Origin of the sequence: Cryobacterium sp. TMT1-2-1 (assembly GCF_004403955.1) — a bacterium.
Lineage (GTDB): Bacteria > Actinomycetota > Actinomycetes > Actinomycetales > Microbacteriaceae > Cryobacterium > Cryobacterium psychrotolerans.
Genome location: NZ_SOHC01000010.1, coordinates 11,928 through 32,412, shown reverse-complemented (window position 1 = coordinate 32,412; position 20,485 = coordinate 11,928). Strand labels below are relative to the sequence as shown.

At 65.6% G+C, this 20,485-nt stretch carries 19 protein-coding genes; 15 read left to right on the top strand and 4 right to left on the bottom strand.

Going from position 1 to position 20,485, the window contains the following annotated elements:
- The 10 genes from E3T33_RS01500 to E3T33_RS01450 form a co-directional block, all read left to right on the top strand.
- On the top strand, nucleotides 1-206 hold a 206-nt coding region (locus tag E3T33_RS01500), incomplete at its 5' end, for an integrase core domain-containing protein (protein WP_166784360.1).
- A 492-nt stretch (nucleotides 207-698) separates the two neighbouring features.
- A complete protein-coding gene (locus tag E3T33_RS01495; RefSeq protein WP_198417230.1) occupies nucleotides 699-1,082 on the top strand; it encodes a hypothetical protein in 384 nt (127 codons plus the stop codon).
- Between the two features lie 218 nt (nucleotides 1,083-1,300).
- Nucleotides 1,301-1,684 (top strand): hypothetical protein, encoded by a 384-nt coding sequence (locus E3T33_RS01490; protein ID WP_092325026.1) that lies wholly within the window; start codon nucleotides 1,301-1,303, stop codon nucleotides 1,682-1,684.
- A gap of 32 nt (nucleotides 1,685-1,716) precedes the next feature.
- The gene (locus tag E3T33_RS01485; protein WP_134574578.1) at nucleotides 1,717-2,472 is read left to right on the top strand and encodes a hypothetical protein; all 756 of its coding nucleotides are present in this window, start codon (nucleotides 1,717-1,719) and stop codon (nucleotides 2,470-2,472) included.
- A gap of 390 nt (nucleotides 2,473-2,862) precedes the next feature.
- Nucleotides 2,863-4,191, top strand: a complete 1,329-nt coding sequence (locus tag E3T33_RS01480) for a hypothetical protein (RefSeq protein WP_092324982.1) — start codon at nucleotides 2,863-2,865, stop codon at nucleotides 4,189-4,191.
- A gap of 324 nt (nucleotides 4,192-4,515) precedes the next feature.
- A complete protein-coding gene (locus E3T33_RS01470) occupies nucleotides 4,516-5,826 on the top strand; it encodes a glycosyltransferase family 2 protein (protein ID WP_134574577.1) in 1,311 nt (436 codons plus the stop codon).
- A gap of 186 nt (nucleotides 5,827-6,012) precedes the next feature.
- On the top strand, nucleotides 6,013-8,439 hold the full coding sequence (locus E3T33_RS01465; protein ID WP_092324984.1) for a response regulator: 2,427 nt from the start codon (nucleotides 6,013-6,015) through the stop codon (nucleotides 8,437-8,439).
- Nucleotides 8,436-10,034 carry an ATP-binding protein gene (locus E3T33_RS01460; RefSeq protein ID WP_166784359.1) on the top strand — a complete coding sequence of 533 codons (1,599 nt, stop codon included), beginning with the start codon at nucleotides 8,436-8,438 and terminating at the stop codon, nucleotides 10,032-10,034. Before E3T33_RS01465 ends, E3T33_RS01460 begins: the two co-directional genes overlap by 4 nt.
- Entirely contained in the window at nucleotides 10,031-10,408 is a 378-nt protein-coding gene (locus E3T33_RS01455) for a response regulator (protein ID WP_092324988.1), read from the top strand. Before E3T33_RS01460 ends, E3T33_RS01455 begins: the two co-directional genes overlap by 4 nt.
- Nucleotides 10,405-10,698 (top strand): hypothetical protein, encoded by a 294-nt coding sequence (locus E3T33_RS01450; RefSeq protein ID WP_134475680.1) that lies wholly within the window; start codon nucleotides 10,405-10,407, stop codon nucleotides 10,696-10,698. Before E3T33_RS01455 ends, E3T33_RS01450 begins: the two co-directional genes overlap by 4 nt.
- Before the next feature lie 185 nt (nucleotides 10,699-10,883).
- Here E3T33_RS01450 and E3T33_RS01445 read toward each other — a convergent pair whose 3' ends face one another.
- Together E3T33_RS01445 and E3T33_RS01440 are read right to left on the bottom strand one after the other, a co-directional pair.
- Nucleotides 10,884-11,300: a hypothetical protein gene (locus tag E3T33_RS01445; protein ID WP_134574576.1), complete on the bottom strand. Its 417-nt coding sequence runs from the start codon at nucleotides 11,298-11,300 to the stop codon at nucleotides 10,884-10,886.
- Nucleotides 11,301-11,917: 617 nt separating this feature from the next.
- Complete coding sequence (locus E3T33_RS01440) at nucleotides 11,918-12,883, bottom strand: DMT family transporter (RefSeq protein ID WP_241982787.1); 966 nt, start codon at nucleotides 12,881-12,883, stop codon at nucleotides 11,918-11,920.
- A 28-nt stretch (nucleotides 12,884-12,911) separates the two neighbouring features.
- On the opposite strand from E3T33_RS01440, the gene E3T33_RS01435 reads away from it, so the two are divergent.
- On the top strand, nucleotides 12,912-14,321 hold the full coding sequence (locus E3T33_RS01435; protein WP_092324998.1) for a PLP-dependent aminotransferase family protein: 1,410 nt from the start codon (nucleotides 12,912-12,914) through the stop codon (nucleotides 14,319-14,321).
- A gap of 219 nt (nucleotides 14,322-14,540) precedes the next feature.
- Here E3T33_RS01435 and E3T33_RS01430 read toward each other — a convergent pair whose 3' ends face one another.
- Complete coding sequence (locus tag E3T33_RS01430) at nucleotides 14,541-14,750, bottom strand: hypothetical protein (protein ID WP_092325000.1); 210 nt, start codon at nucleotides 14,748-14,750, stop codon at nucleotides 14,541-14,543.
- Between the two features lie 92 nt (nucleotides 14,751-14,842).
- Nucleotides 14,843-16,459, bottom strand: coding sequence for a helix-turn-helix domain-containing protein (locus E3T33_RS01425; protein ID WP_092325002.1), 1,617 nt, complete (start codon nucleotides 16,457-16,459; stop codon nucleotides 14,843-14,845).
- 101 nt (nucleotides 16,460-16,560) lie between these two features.
- Between E3T33_RS01425 and E3T33_RS01420 the strand changes: the two genes are divergently transcribed.
- The 4 genes from E3T33_RS01420 to E3T33_RS01405 are packed head-to-tail and all read left to right on the top strand — an operon-like array spanning nucleotide 16,561 to nucleotide 20,478.
- The gene (locus E3T33_RS01420; protein ID WP_092325004.1) at nucleotides 16,561-17,427 is read left to right on the top strand and encodes a GNAT family N-acetyltransferase; all 867 of its coding nucleotides are present in this window, start codon (nucleotides 16,561-16,563) and stop codon (nucleotides 17,425-17,427) included.
- Entirely contained in the window at nucleotides 17,424-18,533 is a 1,110-nt protein-coding gene (gene menC / locus E3T33_RS01415) for an o-succinylbenzoate synthase (protein WP_092325006.1), read from the top strand. The genes E3T33_RS01420 and menC overlap by 4 nt, the downstream gene beginning before the upstream one ends.
- A 33-nt stretch (nucleotides 18,534-18,566) precedes the next feature.
- Nucleotides 18,567-19,499 (top strand): ABC transporter substrate-binding protein, encoded by a 933-nt coding sequence (locus E3T33_RS01410; RefSeq protein ID WP_092325008.1) that lies wholly within the window; start codon nucleotides 18,567-18,569, stop codon nucleotides 19,497-19,499.
- A gap of 4 nt (nucleotides 19,500-19,503) precedes the next feature.
- Nucleotides 19,504-20,478, top strand: coding sequence for an amino acid ABC transporter permease (locus E3T33_RS01405; protein WP_241982786.1), 975 nt, complete (start codon nucleotides 19,504-19,506; stop codon nucleotides 20,476-20,478).
- The last annotated feature ends 7 nt before the right edge of the window (nucleotides 20,479-20,485 follow it).

Here is a 20,485-nt window from a genome sequence, read left to right as displayed (position 1 = left end):
GGCCGCAGACCAACGGGAAGATCGAGCGCTTCCACCGCACTCTCGCAGCCGAGTGGGCTTACGCCCGGCACTACAGCTCAGACCACGCCCGAGCCGACACCTACCAGGGCTGGATCCATAGCTACAATCACCACAGACCCCATACCGGCATCGGCGGCAAATCACCCATCGACCGCGTTCACAACGTCAGTGGGAACAACAGCTAGCCCACTGAGGGGATCGATGGACGGGGTGCACGTAGATTCGGACCAGCGTGCCGATCTCATTACCCTCGGGGTCAATCACAAGGGCGTCGCACAGATCGTCGCTCGTAAAGTCGACCACGATTTTCCCTTCTTTGTGGTCCGCAGCGGGGACTTCGTCTGGGCCAGCATTCCTTCCGCTCATGAGGTGCTTTCGCCGGCCAGTGTAGGACACCCGTTCTTTCTCCACCATGGCTCGACACGAAGTTCCCGACGTTGAGCATCGCTCGCGAAACGCATGCCAATGCCAGCAGCACCCGCTGCATCCCAGTGGATCCGTGGAAGTTCGTGCTGTCTTTTGCCCCAGACGGAGCACTTATCAGGGGAGTCCTATTCTGCAAATTCTGCAATAGATGCATTACGACTTGACATAATACATATTATCGGTCATATTGAGTGGGATTTCGAGTGTGATCAAAGTGTCATGCAACGTGGTAAATGGCTAAACTTATGCACATGTCACTACCCCAGCCCGGACTGAGGGCGTACGAAATGTCCATTCGTTCGGACACCACTGAACTTGTCGGCCAGCTGCGCGAGCTCTTGGGCGCCCAGCTGGTTGCCTATCTGGGTTCCGTGACCGAAACCCGCGCCGTACGACAGTGGGCCGATGGCACCCGTAAGCCACCAGCGGAGGCGATTCGCCGGTTGAGGCTCGCGTACCAGGTCGCTGTTCTGCTCAACGAACGGGACCAGCCGCCGGTGGTCCAAGCTTGGTTTCAGGGGATGAATCCCCAGCTCGAAGACACGGCGCCGGCGCGGCTCATCCGTGAGGGCAACCCGGATGAAGTCGGCCCTCGCGTGCTGGCCGCTGCTCGCGCGTTCGCTGCCGTCGGATAGCGGATCCCACTCCGGCCGCAGCCAACTGTTTGGCCACGGATGCTGCTCGCTATGCGTTCAGGCCAGTCGGGAGCGTCGAATTTCAGCGGGGCCGGAATCGTCCGAGAATACGAGATCGAGTCGCGTCCGCCGGGTCAAAACCCAGAATTTGGTGTAATACTGGTGGTATTGAAGTGGTTATGCGGGTTTATCTCGGCCACCGGAGATTGGAGGATCACATGGCTATCACGACGCACGTCACCACCGCCCACACGAGGATGATCAAGCTCGACATTCGGGAGATCACTCGCCGATTGAATGGGGCCCTGGGCGCGACTCTTGTTGCCTCTCTATCCGGGAGCAAAGACGCGAAGCTCCCGTACCGGTGGGCGAAGGCCGATGGTCCCGCGCCGAAGAACGAGGCGATGCGACGCCTTCAGTTCGCCTACGAGCAGTGGACGATGCTGGCCGAGGCTGAAGGTGAGCACGTCGCCCGCGCCTGGTTCATTGGAGCGAACCCGTGGCTCGGATATGACACCCCGGTCACCGCCATTCGTGAAGACCGGTTCAAGGACGTAGCCACAGCGGCTCAGGCCGTCATCGACGATTCCTTCTCCGGCTGATGCAGGTTTGTGCCCGCTCTGGGCTGGAGCTCGTGGATGATCCGATGCCTGGCAACTACCGCATTGCTCGTACTTCGTTCGGGCCGCTCGCCCCGGTGCCCCGAGAACTAGAACCTGACGGCTCTCTCGACCCTGCCGGTTGGAGCCGTTTCGATACTGTCGGGCGCACTCTGTACTCCACTGACGACCGGCTCACGTCTTTCATGGAGCTTCTGGCTCCGTACCGTACCGAAATCAACGGCGCCCGTCGCGCCCTGCAGAAAGACGCGGATGCGATGGGTGTCCCGCTCGATGAGTACTGGGCCATGGTCGTCGCCGACTGGGATGAGGCCGGAACGATGCGGGCCAGGTGGCTACCGAAAGTGTGGCGAGATGGCCGGGTTATCTATCGCCTGAACTATCCGCCTGGTTGGTGGGTGGACATTACATCAACCAGGACCCTCGCGGCACTGTCCGCGCACCTCGACAGCGAACTGACTGACCTGGGTGTTACCGGGGGCCTCACCGTCGCCCACGTCACAAGTGACGACCGGGCGATCACCACCTTGATCGCGGGGTGGCTCAGAGACACGGTGACACTTTTTGACGGTACGCAGCCCCTCGGGGTTCGCTTCACCTCCAAGCACGGGCACCCCACCGGCGGAACCGGAACATGCTGGGCGTATTGGATGCGCGCGACCGACGCAGGGTTGGACGAGCCGATCAATATCACCGACGACATCGCCATCGCCGAGCGTGACGCGGACTTGAAAACGGCACAGGAGTTCTGCAAGATTCAGACCCGGTGACCACGGAAAGCAGAAACGCTGAATTTCGCGTGTCGGCAGTTTCGCGCGGGATTTCACCTGTCTCGCTAGTTGAAAGACAGAGCGAGTCTCGCAGGGTGTCCCGTAGGACACATGTGAGCGGGATTTTCTTACGGGCGGGGTAAAGGCGACTCTCCTGGCCAAGCGGGCTGTGCAGGCCAGTCTCCGCGGGGCATATCCGTAGGGGTTAACAGACATCGGAGGCGTGGGAAGTCGGGGGTGTCGCCGCGTCCCTCTAAGGTTTGGACATGGCTATCAAACCGCCTCCGCTACGCACCTTGCATTTTGGTCGCCTCGACGCGAGTGACGAAGCCACCGAGGACCCAGAACTCCTTCTGAACGGCTACCTGGACTAAGGAGTCCGTCTATCAGATGACGACGGGCCTCGCCTGGTACATCTTGGGGCCAAAGGGCGCTGGGAAGTCAGCCGTTTTTGAGCACTTCCGACTCAAGTGGGAAGACAGATTCGACCGGTTCTTTGTCTCCTGGGACCTGCGAGGATTCCCCGTCGCTGATGTCACGCAGATTCAGACAGGACAATCCCATGGATCCTCGCGCACTCAGTCCGCGTGGGAGTTCCTCCTACGTCTGCGAGTGTTCCAAACTCTCTCGAGTGACGAAGGTCTTGACGCGCCCAAGGAATTCACATCCCTCCGCGCTGAACTGGTCAAGAGCGGCCTATTGATAGACGACTGGAAACTAAGCGTTTCCCGGTGGTTAAGCAGCAGTGCCTCGTTCAAGATCTCCCTCGGCTTCTTTGGTTTCGATGTGTCCAACCAACCAGTTGGCCCGCTCGAGGTGTCAGCCGTGCTTAGGACAGCACTTGGTCGTGTTGGCACCAAGAACCGGCACATCATTTCGGTGGACGGATTGGATTCGTTCTTCCTTGAGACGAGTGATGATTGGGCTTCTCTGGCCGGGCTTGTGCATGCAATTGAGTCAGTCAATCGTTTCCTCGGAAAGATTGGACTGCCTGTAACCGTCGTTGCGGCAATACGGACAGAAGCGTTCGAAGCCCTCGAAAGCACCGACTCGAACAAGCTCAAATCTCACACGGTGTACTTGGACTGGAGCCCGTCGGGCGTCGGATCAGGCAGTGAGCTCTGGACGCTTGTCGACACGAAGATCCGCGTATCGGAACCAGGCATCAAGAGGTTCACGGACACTTACTTGAGCACGGACATCGGTCAAGGACATTACTCCCGTATCCCCGACTATTTCTTGGCATACACGCGCCTCCTCCCAAGAGATCTGATCGCGATGATGACTCACTTGCAGGCGGTTCATCCAGGCTCGGCACCTGTCAGCGAACATGACGCGGTCACGACGGTCCGGAACTACGCCGAACAATACTTTGTCGGTGAAGTCGCCAACAATCTGGCAGGAATTCTGACAGACCGAGCAGGTCGGCAGCAGAAGACTCGAGTCTTCTTTGAAGCGGTGAAGAGCGTGAAGTTTGCCGAGTTCACTCTTCACGAAATCCAGCAGGAATTGGACGGAGAGTTGGCGGAGGCGGAAACTAAGCAACTGCTCAGGCAGATGTTCGAAATCGGAGCGATCGGAATCCGGACTCGGAACAACAACTACGTTGAGCGGACGGACTTCGTCTATCGCAAGGCGTCACCGGTTGCGTTCAACCCTCGCCGAATCTTTCTCCTGCACAATGCGCTGATCGTCGCTTGGAACAAAGCGAGGGTTTGACCGCAAGCGCGCACGGTTCCCTTTCCTGTGCCGTGTACCGTCGAGTGATGCCAAGCTACGAAAGCTCCGACGGGTCAGCACTCCACTACGATGACGTGCCTAGCACCGGCAACGCCGGCGACACGTGCCCGGTCATCCTCCTTGCCGGAGGAGCGGCCCGCCACCCCAGTTATCTTGGCGACCTGGCTGGCCCTGACCCCGTTGGGTGGACACCTCACAACAGAGAATGTTCACTATGGCAAGATCACGTCGGGAGTTCACTCCTGAGTACAAAGACGAGGCCGTGAGGTTGCGTCCAATAGCGTGGTGTAACCCCCGGCCCTGATGGCCAACCTGCTCACGCGCATGCAGGAATGGGACTACTACCTGGGCATAGCCGGCGTGAAGCGGATGCAGGGCCTGTACCAGGCGACTCTGGTGGCCCAGGGAGCCTTTTCCGTCTACCGCACGGAGAAAATCAAGGACATCGGCGGCTGGCCGGATGCCATCGGTGAGGACATCGTCGTGACTTGGAGACTGCTCGAACAGGGCGGCCGGGTGATCTTCGAGCCGACCGCGGTTGCGTTTACTGTTGTCCCGACGAACGTCGTGCATTTCATGCGCCAGCGGGCCCGGTGGGCACGTGGCATGTTCGAAGGCATCCGTGCGGTGCCCCCGTGGCGCCAGCGCAGGACGCTGGCCGCGCTGATCACAGACATCGATTTCCTAATTCCGCTGCTGGACGTCGGGTATGTGCTCATCTGGCTGCCCGGCCTGATTCTCTTCCTGTTCGGTATCCCGGCCATCGTGTCCGCGTGGGCCCTGACTGTCGTCCCCATCACTCCGATCTGCACGAGTACTGCCGAAGCTATGACGCGGCAATCAGCGCTTCGGAAAGCACTCGAGGATCGGGGTGTGTTCTACGTCCTAGCGGTGCCGATGAATCAGCGTGTCATCGCCAAGACAACGGGGAGTGTCCCGGGCGGCGAATGGCGGGCCGACGAACTGATCGCCTCTCTGCCCGCGACCGCGTGGCGGACTCGCTCCGCCGGTAACGGCTCGAAAGGTGATCGCCGCTACGGCTGGGCCAGGGCACGTATCAACGGTGCACGCGACCCCGACGCCGAGTACTGGCTCCTGGCCAGGCGCAGCCTCGCCGACCCGACCGAGATCGCCTACTACCTGACCCACGGACCCAAACGTGTTGCCCTTGCCGAGCTTGCCCGGGCCGCCGGAGCCCGCTGGGCCATCGAGGAGAGCTTCCAGACCAGCAAAGGCCAAACCGGACTGGATCATTACCAGGTGCGGCAATACACCGGCTGGTATCGGCATATCACCCTCTCGATGCTCGCGCACGCGTTCCTGACCGTGACCCGGTCAAAAAAGGGGGCCACATCCAGACGACAGCGACCTCATCGCCCTGAGCCTGCCCGAAATCAGGCACCTCCTCGTCTGCCTGGTCTTCAGCGAGCCGCCGGACCCCGAACGCGTCCTGAGCCGCTCACGCTGGCGACGCCGACATCAACAAACCGCGAAACGACATCACTATCGAACCCGCGGACACGCCCCATAAACGCGACTGTAGTACTAGGCCAGATCGACATGCGGAGGCACCGCAACGATCAGGCCCGCGCCCACGAGGCCTACTGGGAATAACACCGTAGCGGCCCGGGCACTCCGCCCGGGCCGCCGCTACCACCTCGTCAGAACCGCGCTACCAACTACGTGGACTGGCGCTACCATCAAGCGCTACTCGCCATGTAGAGTTCAACAGGCACCACGCAGTCGCTCCAGCCCTGCGCCGGAAGGCCGTAGGGGGAGTTATTGACCGGGAGTAACCCGATGACGGGTAGGGCAGTAGCCGACGACCGGGGCGCGGTGCTCGTCGTCGATGACGACGAGATGATCGTGGGCCTGGTCGCGCAAGGGCTCCTCGCAGCCGGCTACCGCGTCACGACGGCCTCCAGCGGCGCCGAGGCGCTGGAGAGACTGGCCGAGGCGGTCCCGGACGTCGTCGTCTCCGACGTCAACATGCCGGACATGGACGGCTTCACCCTCGTGCAGCGACTGCGCGAGGACTCCCGGCTGCGTTCCCTGCCCCTGTTGTTCCTCACCAGCCGCGCGGAGGCCGCGGACGTGGTGTCCGGCATGCGTCTCGGCGCGGACGACTACATCACCAAGCCCTTCGACCTGCCGGTCCTGGTCGCTCGCGTGGACGCCAAGCGGCTACGGCCGCCGTTGCCTGCTGACCGACTGCAGACTGACCGCCGCACGGGGCTGGCCTCGTCCGCGACGTTCATGGACGAGCTCGACCGGGAGCGCGAGCGGGCGCTGCGCAGTGGCCGCTCGGGGCACTTGGCACTGCTCGGGTTGAACGAGTCCGGGAGCATCCGTGCGCGCTTCGGGGAGCGCGGGGTCGACGAGGTGTTGCGGCAGGTCGCCGATGTGCTCGGCGCCGTGGTCACGCCGCTGGAGACGGCCGGCCGTACCCCCGATGGCGGCTTCGGGCTGCTGCTGCCGGAGACGTCGTCGGACGACGTGCGCGACCTGCTGCAGGGACTCTCCGAACGCCTCGCCGGCCGCCGCCTGGACATCGAGGGCTCTAAGGTCAGCGTTACCCCGCTCGTCGGATACGTCCCGCTCGACGCCGTCCAGTCGGCCAAGCAGGCGGTCGAGCAGGCCGGCGCGGCGCTCGAGCACGCGCAGATGCACCTCGATCTGCGGCCGATCGCGTACCGTCCCGAGATGCTCGCCGAGGCCGCGGCACCGCGCCAGCCTCGGCCGCTTCTCGAGCGGCTGCGCACGCCGTTCCAGGTCGCGCTGACGTTCGTCATAGGCATTGTGCTGCCGTACTTCGTCTACCTGTTGGCTGACCGCGCGGGTTTCGACATCACACCGTTCGCCTACCTCGTCGTCGTCTTCTCGCTGCTGGTGACAGGGATCGCGATCTGGGTCGAAGGACTGCTCGCCCTGAACCCGGCGCAGCCGCCTCCCGCACCAGAGGAGCAGGACGGCGGTCCGGCGTACCCGCCTGCGAGTGCCGTCATCGCGGCGTACCTGCCGAATGAGGCCGCCACCGTCCTGGAGACCGTCGAGGCCTTCCTGAGGGTGAACTACCCCGGCGACCTGCAGGTCGTGCTTGCCTACAACTCGCCCGTCCCGCTCCCGGTAGAGCGCGTCCTCGGCGAGCTCGCGCAGCGCGAGACGCGCTTCACTCTGCTCAAGGTGGAGGGGAGCACGTCCAAGGCGCAGAACGTCAACGCCGCCCTGCAGATCGTCACTGGTGAGTTCACTGGTGTCTTCGATGCCGACCACCTGCCCGCGGCAGACAGCTTCGTGCGCGCCTACCGCTGGATGGCCGATGGGTACGACGTCGTGCAGGGCCACCCGGTGGTACGAAACGGCGACGCCTCCTGGGTGGCGCGCACCGTAGCGGTCGAGTTCGAGATGATCTACGCAGTCAGCCACCCCGGCCGGGCGAAGCTGCACCAGTTCGGCATCTTCGGCGGGTCAAACGGCTACTGGCGCACGCAGCTGCTGCGCGAGACGCGCTTCCGCGGCTCGATGCTCACCGAGGACATCGACTCTGCCCTGCGGGTCGTCGAAGCCGGCTACCGGATCGGCTCCGACCCGTACCTCATCAGCCGCGAGTTGGCGCCGACGACGCTGCAGGCACTGTGGGACCAGCGGATGCGCTGGGCGCAAGGGTGGTTCCAGGTGTCCCTGGGCCACCTCTTCGGGGCGCTGCGCAACCCCGGGCTCACGCCCAGACAGCGGTTCGGTTTCTTCTTCCTGCTGGGCTGGCGCGAGGTCTACCCCTGGCTGAGCGTCCAAATGTTCCCGCTCATCGCCTTCTACGCCCATCGCGCCGGCGGGCCGCAGCACCTCGACTGGTTCGTCCCGGTGTTCGTCCTCACGACCATCTTCACGCTCAGCGTCGGGCCGTGGCAGACGTTGTTCGCGTATCGCCAGGCCGATCCGGAGATCCGCGCCCGCACGGCGTGGTTCTGGCTGTACCTCGTGGTTGCCTCGGTCTTCTACACCGAGTACAAGAACGTCATCGCACGCGTCGCGCAGGTGAAGCAAGCCATGCGCGAGAAGGCCTGGAAGGTGACGCCCCGGGCCGCCGGGACAGGGGGGGCGCCGGAGGGCGGACTCACCGCGCAGGCTGTCGGTCCAGCGGCCAACGACCCCGAGCACCCGGCGGACGAGCCGCTGGTCCCGCCGCCGCTGCCCCACCACACGACTTCCCCAAGCCGTACGTCGTGACCACCTCACGCGAGCACACCCGCGTCAAGGCGCTGCGGGCGCTAGGGCTGCTCGACCAGCCGGGCCAGGAGCGCTTCCGCCGGATCGTGGATCGTGCGAAGCATCTGCTGGACGTGCCGGTGGTCTACATCAATCTCGTCGACGAGACGCGGCTGTGGGTCGTGGCCTGCACCGGACAGACCGACCCCGCGCTGGATCACGACGCGTCGTTCTGCCACTTCGTCGTCGTCGACGACGCCCCGGTGCTCGTCGGCGACGCATCCACGGACCCGCGATTCTGTGACAATCCGCTCGTCGTCGGCCCTCCCCGCCTGCGCGCCTACGCCGGCTACCCGCTGCGCTGGGACGGGCAGGCGGTGGGAACGCTATGCGCCTTCGACGTCGTGCCGCGCACGTGGAGCCGCGCGGACCTGGAAGTCCTGGCCGACATGTCCGCCTGGGCCGAGCTCGAGCTCGGCGCCGAGGAGGTGCAGCGCCGGCTGGCTGCCGCTGAGCTGGCACAGCGGCTCACAGACTCCGTACTGCGTTCGGCGGGCGACGGGATCTGCGCGACGGACGGGGAGGGCCGGCTGGCGCTCGTCAACCCGGCGGCGTGCGACCTGCTCGCGGCACCGGCCGAAAAACTGCTTGGCCAGCCGCTGCACGAGTTGCTGCACCCCCAGGACAGCTCGTGCTACGACGACGACTGTGCGCTCGGCGCGGCGCTGCGCGACGAGCAGGTGCTCGTCGGCGTGGACGACGCCTTCCGTCGGCAGGACGGTGAGGTCTTCCTGGTGCAGCTTTCGTTTGCGCCGTTGCGGCAGGACGACCGGACAGCCGGCGCAGTGCTGGTCTTCCAAGACGTCAGCCAGCGGCGGGAGGTGGAGCGGCTCAAGGACGAGTTCGTCTCGGTGGTGAGCCATGAGCTGCGCACCCCGCTGACCTCGATGCGCGGCTCGCTCGGCCTCCTCGCTGCCGGGGTCGTCGCCGAACTGCCGCCCGAGGCGCAGTCGCTTGTCGACATCGCCCTCACCAACACCGACCGCCTCAGTCGGCTCGTGGCCGACATCCTCGATCTCGAGCGCCTGTCCGCGGGGCACATGCACGTCGTGCGCCGTCCTCACCGGCTGAACGACCTGGTCGCGCTGGCGCTCGCAGCCGTAGAAGGGATGGCCGCTCAGGCCGGCGTTCGACTGGAGCAGGAGACCTCCGACGACATCTGCTGGGGCGATGCCGACCGACTCGCCCAGGTGCTCGTCAACCTCCTGGGCAACGCCGTCCGCTTCAGCCACTCCGGCAGCGCGGTCCGCGTCACCGCCCGGATGCGAGAGGGTGAGATCCGCTTCGAGGTGTGCGACAAGGGCCGTGGCATCCCGCCCGACCTGGTCGAGCAGATCTTCGAGCGCTTCGTGCAGGTCGACGTGAGCGACGCCCGCGAGAAGCAGGGCAGCGGCCTCGGGCTCGCCATCTGCCAAAGCATCGTGCATGCGCACGGCGGCCGCATCGACGTCGACAGCATCCTCGGGCATGGCTCCACGTTCACGGTCGTGCTGCCGCAGCGCAGGCCGCGGAACGGGCCGTGGCCCGGCCCCCTCCGGCGCAAGGAGGAGACGTGACGCGCTGCGTGCTCGTCGTCGACGACGAGCCGGACATCCGCGCAGTCGCCCGACTCAGCCTTGAGCGAGTCGGTGGCCTGCGGGTGATCGAGGCGTCCTCCGGTATGGAGGCGCTGGATATAGTTGCCGCCTCCCAGCCGGACGCGGTCCTTCTCGACGTGATGATGCCCCGCGTCGACGGCCCGACAACGTATGCGCTGCTGCAGGCCGACCCGCGCACCCGCGACATCCCGGTACTCCTGCTCACGGCCCGGGCCGATGCCACCGAGCGAGAGCGGTGGCTAGCCGAGGGCGTGCGTGGCGTGCTGGCGAAGCCCTTCGACCCGATGGAGCTGCCGCGTCTGGTGTCCGAGTCGCTGGGATGGGGACCGTGACCGACGCGGTCGACGGTTTCCTCGCCGAGATGTGGGAGCGGTACGGGTACCTCGCCGACCAGCGCGTCGCGGCACTCGAGCGGTACGTTGAGGCCGGAGGTGGAGACCGCTCGGGCGATGTGCTGGCCGACGAGGCCGAGTCCGCCGCGCACAAGCTCGTCGGCGCGTTGGGCAGCTACCGCCGGCCCGGATCGGAGCAGGCCGCGGTTGTCGAGCGGCTGGTGCAGTCGCGCGCTCCGCTCGACGAGGTGGCTGCGGCCGTGCGCGAGCTACGCCGGCTCGTCGGCTGAGGCCCAGCGTCGGCGCAGCCTCAACGGCGGCTCCTGAGCCGGTTCATGACCCCAATGCCAGGGCCAACGGCGTCGGCCAGCCATTCCCAAACGCCACTCCCCCGAGACTCCGGAACTTCGGCGAATTGTAGCCAACCTACGTCCGTGGACGTCCCGCTGACGAACCGTTGCTTAGGTGCTGGCGATCACAGCGCTTCGGTGAATCGGGCGAGCAGCCGGATGAGGTGGATGTAGTCGTCAGGCGGGAGAGCATTCTGAACTTGCCGCCGGACTCGATCGACGACGGGCGTGAGGTCCGTCTGCGTCTGCGCACCGTCAGAAGTTAGCCGCAGGAGCCCGTCCTCTTCATGAACCCAACCGTGCCGTTCAAGTTCTGCCACGACGCCGTGGATCGTGTCGGGTGAGTCGAAGGACTTGAGCACGGTTTCCAGGTCCGTCAGACTGGCCGGCCGTTTGGACAGCGAGCTAAGCACCTGCCATCCCCGCCGGCTCACGTCGGAGTGCGCAAGCGCACGGTCAAAGGCGGCGTTCAGTCGGCCGTCCGCTTCCTTGAGCCACCAACCCACTGGACGTCCCAAAAGCTGTTCATCGGTCATTGGCATGGTCATCCCCTAATCTGCTATCGCGAGTACCTCGCAACGGACATGGCCCCCTTCAAAGCGTAATTGGGCACCCAATTGTCGTTGGCTGGCTGCTATCGGGCGCTTGGATCCAGCCCAACGAGGCTGACAAGTCCGCGGCTCGGCGTGCCCCCGACTTCGACGTAGACCACGTAGTCCCGTCCGCTCGCGTTGGCGTCGGCCCACTCAATAATCTGGTGGACAGAATCGGCACCGTCTAGTCGCCACTCGTCAGAAGCGCCGGCTGTGCCGAAGAAGTACACGCGGTAGATTGGCCGGTCAACGGACCAACTCGAGTCTCGTGGGTCAACAGCCAACGCGACGATGCTCACTCTCATCCTTCCTTGGCGACACTGCTTGGAATTCAGTATGGAATTCTGCCGCGCGGCATCACCACGATCAGGAGCGTTGCGATCGGTCCGAGGGCCAGAGACAGCAACCACCAGATCAGTCGACCGCGTCCTTCGGCTCAGCAAGGCCCGCGTTTACGAGCGTCAGCGCGAACCACCATCCACCAATCGTTGTTTGATTGCCAATGTCCATGGCCTCATGATCGCAGACACTCAGCCACGGAGAATCAGAAGCGCTGAGGGTTCCCCTTACGGGAGGTTGGTGCTGGGCATCGCTTCGACTGGTGATGATTGAACCGCACGGTCCTCGGCGGAGCGTGTGAGCCTGACGCGACCCCGGCGTGTTCGAACGGCGATGCCGGCGCAGAGGATGACCGCGATGCCGCCGATGATGGTCTGCCAGGTGAGCTCTTCGCGGAGGATGAGTGCGGCCCAGAGGATGCTGAGGACAGGTTGGGTGAGTTGCACCTGGCTAACCTGGGCCATGGGCCCGATAGCGAGTCCGCGATACCAGGCGAAAAATCCCAGGAACATGCTCACCACTCCAAGGTAGGCAAACGCCGCCCATTGGGTGAGCGTGCCGGTAGGTGGCTGGTCGACGATAGCAATTGTCATCAGGGCGACCATGAGGGGCGCGGCCAGAACGAGGGCCCACGATACGGTTTGCCAGGATCCGATCTCGCGCGCGAGCAGGCCTCCTTCGGCGTAGCCGATGGCGGCGGCCGCGACGGCACCGAATAGGAGCAGGTCTGACCATTGCAAGCGGATGCCTCCGCCGCCCTGCAGGGATGCGAAAGCCACGGCCACCAGCGCCCCGAGTGCGGCCGTGATCCAGAACGGCAGTAGTGGTCGCTCTTTTCCCCGGATTACAGCCATGACGGCCGTCGCCGCCGGGAGGAACGCAATGACCACGGCGCCGTGGCTGGCCGACGCCGTGGTGAGGGCGAATGAGGTGAGGAGGGGGAACCCGACGACGACGCCGCCCGCGACGACGGCAAGGCGAAGCCACTGGTTGCCGCGAGGAAGGTGTTGCCGGGTGATGATCAGGGCGGCCGTGGCAAGCACGGCAGCGATGACAGCGCGACCGGAGCCGATGAACAGCGGGGACATGCTCTCGACGGCCACGCGGGTGAAGGGAACGGTGAAGGAAAACGCGGCGACGCCGAGCAGCCCCCAGGCGAGGCCGGCCCGGGACGGTGATAGCGGTGCGGGCATCCGCTTGATAGCGCTATTATGATCTGACATGGATAACGATAGCAGTTTTCGGATCGTGGCCGCACTTCGCGAGTGGATCGCTGGCCGCGCGCCGGGCGCCCGGCTGCCCACCAGCCGGATGCTCGTCGCCGAGTACGGGGCGAGCCCGGTTACGGTGCAGAAAGCCCTGCGCACTCTCGCGGCGCAGGGCCTGATCGAAACCCGGCCCGGCGCCGGCACGTTCGTTCGCGCGGTGCATACCGCTCGTCCGCTCGACTTCAGCTGGCAGACCGCGGCTATGCGTTCCCCGAACAGTCACCTTGGCGGGTTAAGCCCCGCGCTACGTGCCGCTGCGCAGGGAAGCATCGCTCTGCATTCCGGGTATCCCGACCGAGAGCTGTTGCCGGAGCGGTTGGTCCGGTCAGCGTTGGCTCGCGCGGCCCGAAGCGAGGCGGCGCTGACGCGTTCACCCGTCGCGGGCCTTCCGGAGCTGCAGTCCTGGTTTGCTCAAGAGCTTGGCTCCGCGACACCGGTCGGCGTCACTCCGCCCCTATCCAGCGATGTCATCGTGCTGCCCGGAAGTCAAAGTGGCCTGGCCACGATCTTCCGTGCCCTGGTCACCGCTGGAGCGCCTCTTCTGATGGAATCGCCCACGTACTGGGGCGCGATCCAGGCTGCGGCTCAAGCCGGGGTCGACGTAGTCCCGGTTCCATCGGGACCCGAGGGGCCCGATCCCGACGAGCTCGCTCGGGCGTTCCAGGAAACTGGTTCGCGCGTCTTCTATGCGCAGCCCACCTATGCGAACCCGACTGGCGCACAGTGGTCAGAGTCCACCACGACGCAAATCCTCGACGTCGTTCGGGCGCACGGCGCCTTCTTGGTCGAGGACGATTGGGCCCATGACTTCGGCATCGATACCGATCCGCATCCTGTCGCCGGGCGCGATGACGCCGGCCATGTCGTCTATGTGCGATCCCTCACGAAGAGCGTCTCGCCGTCCCTTCGCGTGGCGGCAATTATTGCCCGCGGTCCCGCCAAGGAACGCATTCTCGCCGACCGCAGCGCCGAATCGATGTACGTCAGCGGACTCCTTCAAGCCGCAGTACTCGACGTCGTCACCCAGCCCGGTTGGCAGACCCACCTCCGCAACCTTCTCCCGCAACTGCGGGCCCGGCGAGATCTGTTACTGACGAGTCTGCGCGAGCATGCACCCGACGCCCACATAACCACGGTTCCGGCTGGTGGTCTCAATTTGTGGGCGCGCCTGCCGGATGGGACAAACCTCGAGCGGCTGGTCGCAGACTGCGAAGCCGCCGGGGTCCTGATCGCTGCCGGCTCGAGTTGGTTCCCGGCCGAAGCCACCGGCCCCTTCATCAGGCTCAACTACTCCGGGCCGAACCCGGGGGCATTTCCCGACGGAGCCCGCATCATCGGCCAAGCACTTTTGTCCAACCGCTGACGGTGCCCGCGGCCCGCGAGCGTTGTCAGCTCGAGCGCACCGCGCATAGTTGGTGCCACCGCGGGACTGCTATCTCAGCTGTCCCGTAGGGGGTTCCACGAATAACCTGGGTCATATAACTCAGTGTCCCACTTAGCGCTCGACTACCCATAGATGAATCCGACTTCGCTGGCAATCCCTTTCATGTCGGGGAAGCGCGCACTAGTCTCGTTGGAATGATTACTCAGACTTGTCCGGAATGCGGTTCTGGTGCTGTGGAGTTCGGAGCGTACTTGTCACACCCCGACCTTGGGCCGCTGGAATGGACGGACAAGTGTAGTTGAAGAAGTTGCTGGTGACGAAGGTGGCGAAGCCGAGCACGTAGTCGAAGTCGCCGATGAGGGCCGTAATCAGGATCAGGGCCAGCAGGATGCGGGCGACACCGAACATCTTGCGTACCTCGAAGACCCTTCGGCTGAGACCGACGTTCGCTGTCGCATGCTGCCACGCTACGCCCCTCGGGTGTCGGTCGGGGCCAGGACTCAGTCGAATTCCGCCACCCGCAGGCTGAGCCAGAGGGTGAGCGTGTCGTCCGGACTGGCCAGGTCGATGCCGAACAGTTCGGTGGCCCGTCGCAGCCGGTACCGCAGCGTGTTCTGGTGGACGGACAGGCGGGCTGCGGCCTGGGCTGAGTCCCGAGCGCAGTCCAGGTAGGTGCGCAGCGTGTTCGCGTAGTCGGTGCCCGAACGGGAATCGAGATCCAGGACCTGCCGCGCCTGGGGGGACACCAACCGGGGAGAGTCCCGAAGAACCCGGCCGAGTTCGAGGAGGGTGACCCGGCTCCGGACGTCGTGGACGCTCGCCACGGACGTGGAGGTGGACCTCGGCTCGGCGGCGAGCAGCAGGAGAACCAAGTCCGCGTCGTGCCGGGAGCGGCTGATCGCTCCGACGCTTGTCACCGGGGAGCCGATGGCTGCGCGGACGATGGCCCGCAGGGCGGCGGCACGGGAGACCAGTCGGCGGGCCATCGATTCCACGCCCCCGGGAAAGGTGGCCGCGGTGCCGGTGAAGAGCACGTACACGGTGTCACCGATGGCCACGCACTCCGCTCCGTGCTGGTGCGCCGCGGAATGGAGCGCGATCAGATCGACCAGCCGAACCATCCTCACCTCGTCCCCGCCGTCGGATGCGAATTCCAGCTGGAAGGCCACGACGACAAAGGGACCGGCCTGGTCGAGGCCGAGTTGCCCGAAGACGAGACTCGAGTCCTCGCCACCCTCGAGGAGGCGCCGGAGGAGTTCGGCGCGTTGCTGCCGGGCCAGGTCTGCCGCGCTGCGGGCGCGGAGCAGGTGCAGGGCCGCGATATCGGCCGCGCGCTCCAACGCGCGCTCGGCATCCGAATCGAGTTGCCCGCCGGCGTCGACAACCCAGATCGAGCCGAGCGCCTGGCTTCCCGCCCGCACGGCAACGGCGAGGCGGGGCAGCGCCGGCGGCACCCCGTCGATCCGCACGGCACCGCCCGAGCGGAAAATGGACGCGTACTGCTCGGCGTTTTCCGGCAGGTCGGGAACCTGGCGGCCGAGGATGCCCTCCTGGCGGTCCCTGTCGATCGGCTGGCCGGGGAGGGTGGAATAGGCGAGCACCCGTTCCTGGAGGTCTTCGATGGCGGTCGCGCCGCCGGTCATCGCGGCGATCGCATTCGCCAGGGCGAACAGGTCGCCGACCGGGGCGGCGGACAAGGAGGTGTCGGCCTCGGCCACCGTGGTGAGCGCGGAGGTGATCAGCGCGTCCAGTTGCCGCCACTCGATCTCGTCGTCCGTGACGAGCAGGGCGATTCCCTCCGCGTCGGCGACGGCCGCGAGGGTCTCAACGCTGAGCGACAACGCTTTCACCACGACGGCGCCGAACCCCTGCCGCGCGGCATCGCGGACGGCATCGGTCGAGGCGGGAGCGGAGGGGTGCAGACCGATGCCGAGCAGGATCCCGGTGCGGGGACCGGTCGGCGGCGTCCAGGGGTCGAAGAGGGTCGGGCTCGCCAACGGCAGCCGCCGCTGGGTGTGGCGGGAGGCGAGCCGGAGCCCCGAGCCGTCGAGAATCTGCAGCAGCTCCGTGACGGTGAGGCCGGGCGAATCGTGCGGATCGGCTGTGGCTGGCTGCATCCGGCCACGCTAGCGTTCTTTGTGCTATACGACAACATTCCGGCGGTTTGTTCGTGCTGGCGGCTAGAGAGCGGTGAGGCCCCGGGCCCCACACTTAACCCATGCTCCTCACCGCCGAAGCCGACCAGCTTGTCCGCCAGGCCCGGAATGCGGCTGCCCGCGCGGCGACCCTGGCCCGGGTGCAGGTGGTCGACGAGGACGGCATGGAGCGCCTACGCGACATCGCCGGCCTCTTCGTCGCAGTCTGGGGGACGTCCCCGTCCGGGGCGCCGCTGCCCGCCGATTTATTGCGCAGCATCAGCCACGCCGGCTGCAACGTCACCGCGGCATACTCGGAGGGCGGCGTGCTGTGCGGCGCGGCCGTGGCGATCGTCTCGCCGGACAACTCGTCGATGTACTCACTCATTGCGGGGGTCCTGCCCGACGTCGCCGATGTGGGCGTCGGTTTCGCACTGAAACAACACCAGCGGGCCTGGGCAGTTGCCAGGGGTCTGGACACCATGACCTGGACCTTCGACCCGCTGGTCAGCCGCAACGCGAGGTTCAACCTGACCAAGCTCGGCGCCCACGCGGCCGAGTACGTCCAGGATTTCTACGGCCTGATGGATGACGAGCTGAACGCCAACGACGAGAGCGATCGACTCGTGGCGGTGTGGCCCTTGACGACGCCGCAGACCATTGCGTGCAGCGATGGACTCCCGATGACGGTCGAGCTGCCCGCGTTCACGGCCGACGACGTTCGATCGACCGGCCCGGACGGCAACCCGGTTCTCGTCGAAACGGACGGTTCGCTGTGGTGTCGGGTACCGGGCGACATCGTCTCGCTGCGCGGCGTGAACCCTGATGAGGCCACCGCATGGCGCGCCTGCGCGCGAGAGATCTTCCGGGCGGCATTCGCCTCCGGGCACACGGCCCGCGGGGTCACCAGGGCCGGTTGGTACCGGCTCGCACCAGGAGGAGCGCTATGAGAATCGAAAACATCGAACTTCGCCGGGTAACCCTGCCGCTGGTCACACCCTTCCGCACGTCGTTCGGAACCGCTAACGAGCGGGAAACGACCCTCGTGCGGGTGGTCACCGCGAACGCGGAGGGCTGGGCCGAATGCGCCGCCGAACCCGATCCGCTGTACAGCTCCGAGTTCCTCGACGGCGCAGACCTTGTCATCCGCGACCACCTCATCCCTCGGCTGCAGGCGCTCGGCGACCGGCTGACGGCCGAACACGTGGCCACGGCGCTCGCACCTGTCAAGGGGCACCCCATGTCCAAGGCCGTGCTTGAAACGGCGATCCTCGACGCCCAGCTGAAAGAGACGGGCGTCTCCTTCGGCGGCTACCTCGGGGCCGTCCACGAGCTCGTGCCGGCCGGAGTATCCGTCGGCATCATGGATTCGATTGACGAAATGCTCGACGCCGTCGAGGAATACCTCGCCGAGGGGTACCTGCGAATCAAGCTGAAGATCGAACCGGGCTGGGACCTCGTCCCGGTGCGGGCCGTGCGGGAGCGTTTCGGCGACGACATTCTCCTGCAGGTCGACGCGAACACCGCGTACACGCTGGCGGATGCGCGCCACCTCGCTCGGTTGGATCCCTTTGACCTGCTCCTGATGGAGCAGCCGCTGAAGGAGGACGACATCCTCGGCCACGCCGCCCTCGCCCGGCTGATCACCACCCCGATCTGCCTCGACGAGTCGATCGAGTCCGCGCGCGACGCCGCGGCGGCGATATCCCTCGGCGCCTGCAGCATCATCAACGTCAAGCCCGCGCGGGTCGGCGGCTACCTGGAGGCCCGGCGCATCCACGATGTCGCGGCCGCCCACGGAGTGCCGGTCTGGTGCGGAGGTATGCTCGAAACGGGTATCGGCCGGGCCGCGAATGTCGCCCTTGCCGGACTGCCGAACTTCGTTCTGCCGGGCGACACGTCCGCGTCCAGCCGCTACTACGAACAGGACCTGACCGAGCCGTTCGTGCTGGAAAACGGCCACCTCCGGGTGCCGACGGGCCCGGGCATCGGCGTCGACGTGCTGCCGGACGTCCTGGCCGACCTCACCTCGTCCACGACCAACATCACCTTTTAGCCAGCCCCACCCAACCCAGTCTGGAGATCGCGCATGATCAGCACGAAGCACACCGGGCCCTCGTGGCTCATCCTCGCGTCCGTCGGCATCGCGGCTGCGCTCGTGCTGACCGGGTGTTCCGGGGGAGGCACCGCTGCCGCTCCCGACGCTGCGCCCGCTGCCGGCGACATCGACAAGGCAGCCGCCGCGGCGCTCCCGGAGAAGTACACGAAGGCCGGCGTGATCAAGGTCGCATCCGACATCCCCTTCCCGCCGATGGAGATGTTCGACGAGAACCAGAAGCTCACCGGCTTCGACTACGACCTCGCCCAGGCGTTGGGCGGCAAGCTCGGTGTGCGGATGGAGTTCATGACGCAGGCCTTCGACAGCATCATCCCCTCGCTGCAGTCCGGCAAGCACGACGTGATCATGTCCGGGATGAACGACACGGCCGAGCGGCAGCAGACGATCGACTTCGTCGACTACCTCCACGCCGGGTTCTCGATCCTGGTCCCGGCCGGCAACCCGGAGAAGATCACGACGGTCCTCGACCTGTGCGGCCGGGATGTGGCCGTGCAGAAGGCGACCGTGCAGGCCGAAATCCTGCACGGCTACGACGACGAGTGCACGGCAACCGGCGCCGGGCCGATGAAGATCGCCGAACTGCCGCTCGAGACCGACGTGCAGACGGCCGTCCGCTCCGGCAAGGCCATCGCCGACGTCGTCGACTCCGCCGTTGCGGCCTACGCCGCCCAGACCGCCGGCGACGGCGAGATGTTCGAGGTCGTGCGCGATCCGTCGAACCCGGCCGGGTACGACCCGGTGTACACGGGAATCGGCGTGTTGAAGAAGGACTCCGAGCTGAGCCGTGCCCTCCTGCTGGCGCTGGAAGCCGTGATCGCCGACGGATCGTATGAGGAGATCCTGGCCAAGTACTCCATGACCGACTACGCCGTTGACGCGGCCGGAATCAACTTGGGTTCGTGACCTCGTGCAGCACAGCGCCCTGACCTCCAGGGACCCGGTCACCCTGGCCGGGGGCGTCGACCCGGATGACATCGTCGCGGTGCCGCTGCGGCATCCGTGGCGCTGGGTCATCGCGGCGGTTCTCCTGGCGGGCTTCGTCAGCCTCGCCGTGTCGCTGTGGGGGAACCCGAACGTCCATCACCCCACGATCAACGAGTTCATCTTCAGCCCGCGGATCCTCAGCGGGGTGGTGCTCACCCTCGTGCTCACGGTCGTCGCCATGCTGGTCTCCACCGTGCTTGGCGTGCTGCTGGCGGTCATGCGACTCTCCCACAACCCGGTGATGAACGTGCTGGCGTGGCTGTACGTCTGGGTCTTCCGCGGCACCCCGCTGCTGATCCAGATCGTGTTCTGGGGCTACCTGGGGCTGCTGTACTCGCAGATCTCGCTCGGCATCCCATTCACCGACTTCACGGTGTTCTCGGTGGACACGAACACTCTGATCCCGGCGCTCACGGCCGGACTGCTCGCCCTCACGCTCAACCAGGCCGCCTACTCGGCCGAGATCGTGCGCGCGGGGATGCTGTCGGTCGACGAAGGCCAGCACGAGGCGGCGTATTCGGTCGGGATGAGCCCGCTGTTCACCCTGTTCAAGGTCGTGCTCCCGCAGGCCATGCGGGTGATCATCCCGCCGATGGGCAACGAGACCATCTCAATGCTCAAGAACACGTCCCTGCTCTCCGTTATCGCGGTGCTCGAGCTGTACACGGTGGCTACGCAGATCTCGTCCCAGAGCCTCCGCCAGGTCGAGATGCTCGTCGTCGTCAGCTGCTGGTACCTGTTCCTCACCTCGGTGCTGTCGATCCCGCAGTACTACCTCGAGCGGCACTTCGGGCGCGGCAACGCGCGCAGCCTGCCGCTCACACCCATCCAGCGCATCCGGGCGGCAGTGCGCCGGGCCCCGAGTACCCCTGTCAGCGAAAGGTCGGACGCACGGTGATCGACGT

Bases quoted from the DNA above. Each gene is read 5' to 3' on its own strand.
- E3T33_RS01495 (WP_198417230.1), top strand. From the start codon at position 699: ATGTCACTACCCCAGCCCGGACTGAGGGCGTACGAAATGTCCATTCGT.
- E3T33_RS01490 (WP_092325026.1), top strand. From the start codon at position 1,301: ATGGCTATCACGACGCACGTCACCACCGCCCACACGAGGATGATCAAG.
- E3T33_RS01480 (WP_092324982.1), top strand. From the start codon at position 2,863: ATGACGACGGGCCTCGCCTGGTACATCTTGGGGCCAAAGGGCGCTGGG.
- E3T33_RS01470 (WP_134574577.1), top strand. From the start codon at position 4,516: ATGGCCAACCTGCTCACGCGCATGCAGGAATGGGACTACTACCTGGGC.
- E3T33_RS01465 (WP_092324984.1), top strand. From the start codon at position 6,013: ATGACGGGTAGGGCAGTAGCCGACGACCGGGGCGCGGTGCTCGTCGTC.
- E3T33_RS01445 (WP_134574576.1), bottom strand. From the start codon at position 11,300: ATGCCAATGACCGATGAACAGCTTTTGGGACGTCCAGTGGGTTGGTGG.
- E3T33_RS01440 (WP_241982787.1), bottom strand. From the start codon at position 12,883: ATGCCCGCACCGCTATCACCGTCCCGGGCCGGCCTCGCCTGGGGGCTG.
- E3T33_RS01435 (WP_092324998.1), top strand. From the start codon at position 12,912: ATGGATAACGATAGCAGTTTTCGGATCGTGGCCGCACTTCGCGAGTGG.
- E3T33_RS01430 (WP_092325000.1), bottom strand. From the start codon at position 14,750: ATGTTCGGTGTCGCCCGCATCCTGCTGGCCCTGATCCTGATTACGGCC.
- E3T33_RS01425 (WP_092325002.1), bottom strand. From the start codon at position 16,459: ATGCAGCCAGCCACAGCCGATCCGCACGATTCGCCCGGCCTCACCGTC.
- E3T33_RS01420 (WP_092325004.1), top strand. From the start codon at position 16,561: ATGCTCCTCACCGCCGAAGCCGACCAGCTTGTCCGCCAGGCCCGGAAT.
- menC (WP_092325006.1), top strand. From the start codon at position 17,424: ATGAGAATCGAAAACATCGAACTTCGCCGGGTAACCCTGCCGCTGGTC.
- E3T33_RS01410 (WP_092325008.1), top strand. From the start codon at position 18,567: ATGATCAGCACGAAGCACACCGGGCCCTCGTGGCTCATCCTCGCGTCC.